Origin of the sequence: Streptomyces sp. NPDC056948 (assembly GCF_042674225.1) — a bacterium.
Taxonomy (GTDB): domain Bacteria; phylum Actinomycetota; class Actinomycetes; order Streptomycetales; family Streptomycetaceae; genus Streptomyces; species Streptomyces purpurascens.
In genome coordinates, this window is the sequence record NZ_JBHUQX010000517.1 from 1 (window position 1) to 5781 (window position 5781).

The 5781-nt window shown below is 71.4% G+C and carries 5 protein-coding genes; 3 read left to right on the forward strand and 2 right to left on the reverse strand.

The genetic code is table 11. From position 1 onward, the window contains the following. The 3 genes from ACFTZL_RS39915 to dnaK form a co-directional block, all read left to right on the forward strand. Window positions 1-1479, forward strand: a 1479-nt coding sequence (locus ACFTZL_RS39915) for a hypothetical protein (RefSeq protein ID WP_382593935.1), incomplete at its 5' end; no start/stop codon positions are given. Then, the gene (locus ACFTZL_RS39920; protein ID WP_382593938.1) at window positions 1476-2216 is read left to right on the forward strand and encodes a glycerophosphodiester phosphodiesterase family protein; all 741 of its coding nucleotides are present in this window, start codon (window positions 1476-1478) and stop codon (window positions 2214-2216) included. The genes ACFTZL_RS39915 and ACFTZL_RS39920, both read left to right, overlap by 4 nt. 72 nt (window positions 2217-2288) lie before the next feature. After that, a complete protein-coding gene (gene dnaK / locus ACFTZL_RS39925) occupies window positions 2289-4154 on the forward strand; it encodes a molecular chaperone DnaK (protein ID WP_382593941.1) in 1866 nt (621 codons plus the stop codon). A 21-nt stretch (window positions 4155-4175) separates the two neighbouring features. On the opposite strand, the gene ACFTZL_RS39930 is transcribed toward dnaK, so the two are convergent. Together ACFTZL_RS39930 and ACFTZL_RS39935 are read right to left on the reverse strand one after the other, a co-directional pair. Further along, window positions 4176-4643, reverse strand: a complete 468-nt coding sequence (locus tag ACFTZL_RS39930; protein WP_382593944.1) for a nitrate reductase molybdenum cofactor assembly chaperone — start codon at window positions 4641-4643, stop codon at window positions 4176-4178. A gap of 93 nt (window positions 4644-4736) precedes the next feature. Next, entirely contained in the window at window positions 4737-5600 is an 864-nt protein-coding gene (locus tag ACFTZL_RS39935) for a helix-turn-helix domain-containing protein (RefSeq protein ID WP_382593947.1), read from the reverse strand. Window positions 5601-5781: the final 181 nt, after the last annotated feature.

Genomic DNA, 5781 nt, shown 5'->3' on the forward strand with positions numbered 1-5781 from the left:
CCCACCAGGGGCGGCCCGCGCGACGTCGTCGGTTCGCCACCCGCGGCCGGGGTAGGAATCCAGACGCTCTGGAACCGACGGGCCGGAAGGAACGCGATGCTGCCGGGAACGTCCCCGAACGCGACGGTGCTCGACTCCGCCACCCGTGACCGGACCCGCGTCCTGCTGCTGGTCAGCCTCTCCGGACGGCTCCGCCCCCGGGACACCACCCTCGGCGCCCTCGTCGACCGCTACGACTACGGCCGCTTCGCCTCCCACCTGATGACCAGCCAGGACGTGCTCCCCGTCCCGGTCCTCGACGAACAGGTCGCGCCCCGGAGGCTGCGGCTGCCGCACGGCGACCACGGCCTGGGCCTCGCGTCCTTGCGGATCCTCGTCGTCGCCACCCCGCGCGGCGACGCCACCCTGGTCGTGGACTGCGCCTTCGCGGGCGAGACCACGGCCGGCGACCTCGCCGCCTGGCTGGCCACGACCTGCTTCGACCGGGAGCGCATCGAACTCGACGACCGCCCGCTCCTCCAGACGCTGACCGAGCAGCTCGGCCGCCCGCTCGCCCTCGGCCAGAACGTGCACCAACTCGTCTTCCCCGGCGGCCGGTTACAACGCGAACTGCTCAGCGCCGACGAGGCCCGCAAGGCGATCCTGCTGAACGAGATCGTCTACCGCGGCAGGATGCCCTGGAACCCCGCCACGCCCTACGACGCGAGCCTCGCGCCGCACCTCAGGAACCACGGCCTCACCCTGTCCGCCCTCGGCCGGGGCGTCTCCGTCCAGGCCGGCTGGGCCCCGCACGTCGAGAACGGCCTGATGCTCGTCGCCGTCGGCATGGTCTCCGCCCTCGCCGTGCTCCAGCGCACCCGGCTCGCCGCCTTCGCCATGATGAAGGCCAACGAGCAGGCCCTGACCGACTCGCCCACCGAGATCCGCTCCCTGATCTCGCGCCTCTCCGCGGGCGTCAACGAACTCCAGCTGGACCTCGCCTTCGGCGTCGAGGCCTACGTCGACAGCCTGCTGATCCCCGAGATGGTCATGGAGGCCTTCCAGTCCTCGCAGCGCGACGCGCTCGGCATCCGGGACAGCCTGGAGAACTCGGCCCGCATGGTCGAGCGTCTGACCTCGGTGATCAGCGCCCGCTCCGCCGCCCTGGACGCCGAACTCGCCGAGCGTGACGAGCGCCGCGACCGCACCGTGTCCGGCCTCGTCGCCGCCGCCACACTGATCGCCCTGCCGCCGACCCTGCTGCTCGCCTTCTTCGGCGTGAACGGCACGAACGTCGACGACCACCGCTCCATCCTCGACCTGCACGCCTACGGAACGGCCTACGCGCTGGCCTGGCTCCCCTTCGTCGTCCTCGCCGTGATCGGATACGTCCTGCTCAGACGCATCAGCACCCGATCGGGCTCACTGCTGCCCACGTCCGACGACGACGCCGTACCCGTACCGCCGCCACGCCCGCCCTCCGGGAGCCCCCGACCATGACGCCACGCCCCGCCGTCTCCGCCCACCGGGGCGGCTCCGAGCGCGCCGACGCCGCCACCTGGGAGGCGTACAAGGACGCGCTGGAGTCCGGCGCGGAGTACGCCGAGTTCGACATCCGCCGCACGGCCGACGGTGTCCTCGTCGTCTACCACGACCCCCGGGTCGGGCCCACCGGGCCGCCGCTGTCCCGGCTCACCCACGCCGAGCTGAGCGAGCGGGCCGGGTACGACGTGCCGGTGGTGGACGAGGTCATGGCGCTGATCGCCGGGAGACTCGTGGCGCACCTGGACCTCAAGGAGGTCGGCTACGAGCAGGAGGTGGTCGACCGGGGGGTGGCCCTGCTCGGCACGGACGGACTCGTCGTGACGACACTGGAGGACCGTTCCCTCGCCGCCGTGACACAGGCCTTCCCCGGGGTGCGCACCGCGCTGTCCCTGGGGCGCGACCGCAGGGACCTGGCCCTGGCCCGGCTGCCCGGGACCCGGCTGAGCGAACTGTTCCCCGCCCGCCGGATCCGCGCCTGCGGGGCCCACGGCGTCGCCGTGCACCAGCGGCTGGCCAGGACCACCGTGCTGCGCGAGGCGACCCGGCGCGGCCTGTTCACCATGGTGTGGACGGTCAACGACGACACCCTGATGCGGGCTTTCCTCGCCCACCCGCGCGTGGACGTGCTGGTCACGGACCGGCCCCGGCGAGCCGTGGCCCTGCGCGGGCCGATCACCCCTTCGCGGCATTGACAACAGCGCACTCAAGTTTTGTGCTGGAGAGTGGGGAGTGAGCGGGGAGTGCCCTGACGGAAGGGGACAGCGATGGGACGAGCGGTCGGGATCGACCTCGGGACCACGAACTCGGTGGTGGCCGTGCTGGAGGGCGGTGAGCCCACGGTCATTGCCAACGCGGAGGGGGCCAGAACCACACCCTCGGTCGTCGCCTTCGCCAAGAACGGCGAGGTGCTGGTCGGGGAGGTCGCCAAACGGCAGGCCGTGACGAACGTGGAGCGCACCGCCCGCTCGGTCAAGCGGTACATGGGCGACGCGAGCTGGCGTTTCCCGGACCAGGGCGACGTGGACGGCACCCGCTACCGGGCGCAGGAGCTGTCGGCCCGGGTGCTGCAGAAACTGAAGCGGGACGCGGAGTCCTACCTCGGCGAGGACGTCACCGACGCGGTGATCACCGTCCCGGCCTACTTCGACGACGCGCAGCGGCAGGCGACCAAGGAGGCCGGGGAGGTCGCGGGCCTGAAGGTGCTGCGGATCATCAACGAGCCGACGGCGGCGGCGCTGGCGTACGGGCTGGACAAGGAGAACGACCAGACGGTCCTCGTCTTCGACCTCGGCGGCGGCACCTTCGACGTGTCGCTGCTGGAGATGGGCGAGGGCGTCATCGAGGTGAAGGCCACCAACGGCGACACCCACCTCGGCGGCGACGACTGGGACCAGCGGATCGTCGAGTACCTCGTCAAGCGCTTCAAGGGCCAGTACGGCGTCGACCTCGCGGGCGACAAGATGGCGGTGCAGCGGCTGCGCGAGGGTGCCGAGAAGGCCAAGATCGAGCTGTCCAGCTCCACCGAGACGACGATCAACCTGCCCTACATCACGGCCTCCGCCGAAGGGCCGCTGCATCTCGACGAGAAGCTGACCCGGGCCCAGTTCCAGGAGCTCACCGCCGATCTGCTCGACCGGTGCAAGGCGCCCTTCCACCAGGCGGTCGACGACGCCGGGGTGAAGCTCGCCGCGGTCGACCACGTGATTCTCGTCGGCGGCTCGACCCGGATGCCCGCGGTGACCGAGCTGGTCAAGGAACTCACCGGCAAGGAGCCGCACAAGGGCGTCAACCCCGACGAGGTCGTGGCGCTCGGGGCCGCGCTCCAGGCGGGCGTCATGCGCGGCGACGTCAAGGACGTGCTGCTGCTCGACGTCACCCCGCTGTCCCTGGGCATCGAGACCAAGGGCGGCATCATGACGAAGCTCATCGAGCGCAACACGACCATCCCGACCCGGCGTTCGGAGATCTTCACGACGGCGGCCGACAATCAGCCCTCGGTCGGCATCCAGGTCTACCAGGGCGAACGCGAGATCGCCGCCTACAACAAGAAGCTCGGCGTCTTCGACCTGACGGGCCTGCCGCCGGCACCGCGCGGCGTGCCGCAGATCGAGGTGGCCTTCGACATCGACGCCAACGGCATCATGCACGTCTCCGCCAAGGACATGGCGACCGGCCGCGAACAGAAGATGACCGTCACCGGCGGCTCGGCCCTGGGCAAGGAAGACATCGACCGCATGATGCGCGAGGCCGAGCAGTACGCCGAGGAGGACCGGGGCCGCCGCGAGGCCGCCGAGACCCGCAACCAGGCCGAGCAACTCGTCTACCAGACGGAGAACTTCCTCCGCGACAACGGCGACAAGATCCCGGCCGACACCAAGGCCGAGGTCGAGTCGGCCGTCACCGAGGTGAAGGGACACCTGGAACAGCAGGCGGACACCGCCACCCTGCGCACCGGGGTCGAGAAACTCGCCTCCGTCAGCCAGAAGATGGGCCAGGCGATGTACGCCCAGGCCCAGCAGTCGCCCACCGAGGAAACTCCCGGCACCGCGCAGGAAGAGGAGGGCGTGGTCGACGCGGAGATCGTGGACGAGGAGAAGGACCAGCGGGACGAGAAGGGCGGCGCCGCGTAGGCCCGACCGCCGTCGGCAGTCCTAGAGCCCGGTGTGCGCGGGCGGCAATGTCGCGCACACCGCGTCCAGGACCGTCGCGTACGGCGTACCGAAGTCGGTGAGCCCGGAGCGGAGGCGGTCCAGGCCGTCGCGGTGGTCCGTCAGCAGCTCGGTGCTGCCCGTGCGGGCCGCGAACTCCAGGACCGCGGGCAGGAAGTCGGGCGGTTCCTCGCCGGTGGTCTCCAGGCCGTGCGCGCGGTAGACCTCCTCGGAGGGCGCCGGTGTCGCCTCGCGCCAGACGCTGAGGTACAGGCTGTGGTCCTGCCCGGCCTCGAAGACCTCGACATAGTGCGCGGCCAGCTCCCGGGGCGGGGTGACGGCCGCGTGGTCGGCGAACTCCCGTAGCTGCGGGGCGGCTTCGCGCAGCAGCGACAGCCGGGCGCGGAAGTCGTCGTCGGGGTACATCAGGCACAGCGCGGCAGCTTGGTACAGCACCTCGAATCCGGGCATCGGACCTCCTTCGCGTGCGCTCCCTTGCCTGCACCGTCATGCCGACGCTAGGGGCGGGCCGGGGAGGACACCCGCCGACGGGGCCCGTACGGGTCAGAAGCCCTCGCGGTACTCCCGCAGGAGCGTCTCCGTGCGCTGTGCCGAGCCCGCGCGGGCCGTCATGTGGTCCAGGACCTCCAGATGCGCGGAGACCTCCTTGCGGGAGTCCAGGTACAGCGCGCCCGTCAGATACTCGGTGAAGACCATGTCGGGCAGCTCGGGCTCGGCGAACCGGAACAGCGAGAACGGGGCGTACGTCCCCGGGTGCGGGCCGTCCTTGAACTCGGCGATCTGGAGCGTGACCCGGTCGCGCGCGGCGTACTCCAGCAGCTTGTCGAGCTGGTCGCGCATCACCCGGCCGTCGACGCTCACCGGGCGGCACAGCACCGTCTCGTCCATGATCACCCACAGGTGCGGCGGGTTCTCGCGGTCCAGGAGCCGCTGCCGCTCCATGCGCAGCGACACATGCCGCTCCACCGCCTCCGGCCCCGCGTTCGCGATGGTGCCGGCCTCCAGCACCGCACGCGCGTACCCCTCGGTCTGCAGCAGCCCCGGCACGAAGTGCGGCTCGTACGAGCGGATGATCCGGGCGGCGCCCTCCAGGCTCACATACAGGCTGAACCACTCCGGCAGCACGTCGTGGAACCGCTGCCACCAGCCCGGCCGGTTCGCCTCCTCGGCGAGGCCGACGAACGCGGTCACCTCGTCCTCGGGCACGCCGTACGCGGTCAGCAGGATCTGCACGTACGGGATCTTCAGCGCGACATCGGCGGTCTCCATCCGCCGGACGGTCGCGGGGGCGACGCGCAGCACCCGGGCGGCCTCGTCACGACCGATGCCCGCCGCCTCGCGCAGCTCCTGCAGCCGCTTGCCCAGCACCACCTGGCCCACGGTGGGTGCGGCCCGTCGTTCACTCACGCCACGCCTCCCCAACGTGCCCAAGCCCGCGATCAGTCTGTCACGTCCCGCTGACAGTCTCACAGGGCCGACGGTGAGGAGATCACGGGAGAGGACGTGTCGCCGGGGCATTACCCCGCGGGTAATCGACCGGGCGGGGGCCGGAACGGGATCGTGGACGGACCGGGTCCCGGGCCGGCGC

Coding starts and splice junctions, on each gene's coding strand:
- ACFTZL_RS39920 (WP_382593938.1), top strand. CDS start 1,476: ATGACGCCACGCCCCGCCGTCTCCGCCCACCGGGGCGGCTCCGAGCGC.
- dnaK (WP_382593941.1), top strand. CDS start 2,289: ATGGGACGAGCGGTCGGGATCGACCTCGGGACCACGAACTCGGTGGTG.
- ACFTZL_RS39930 (WP_382593944.1), bottom strand. CDS start 4,643: ATGCCCGGATTCGAGGTGCTGTACCAAGCTGCCGCGCTGTGCCTGATG.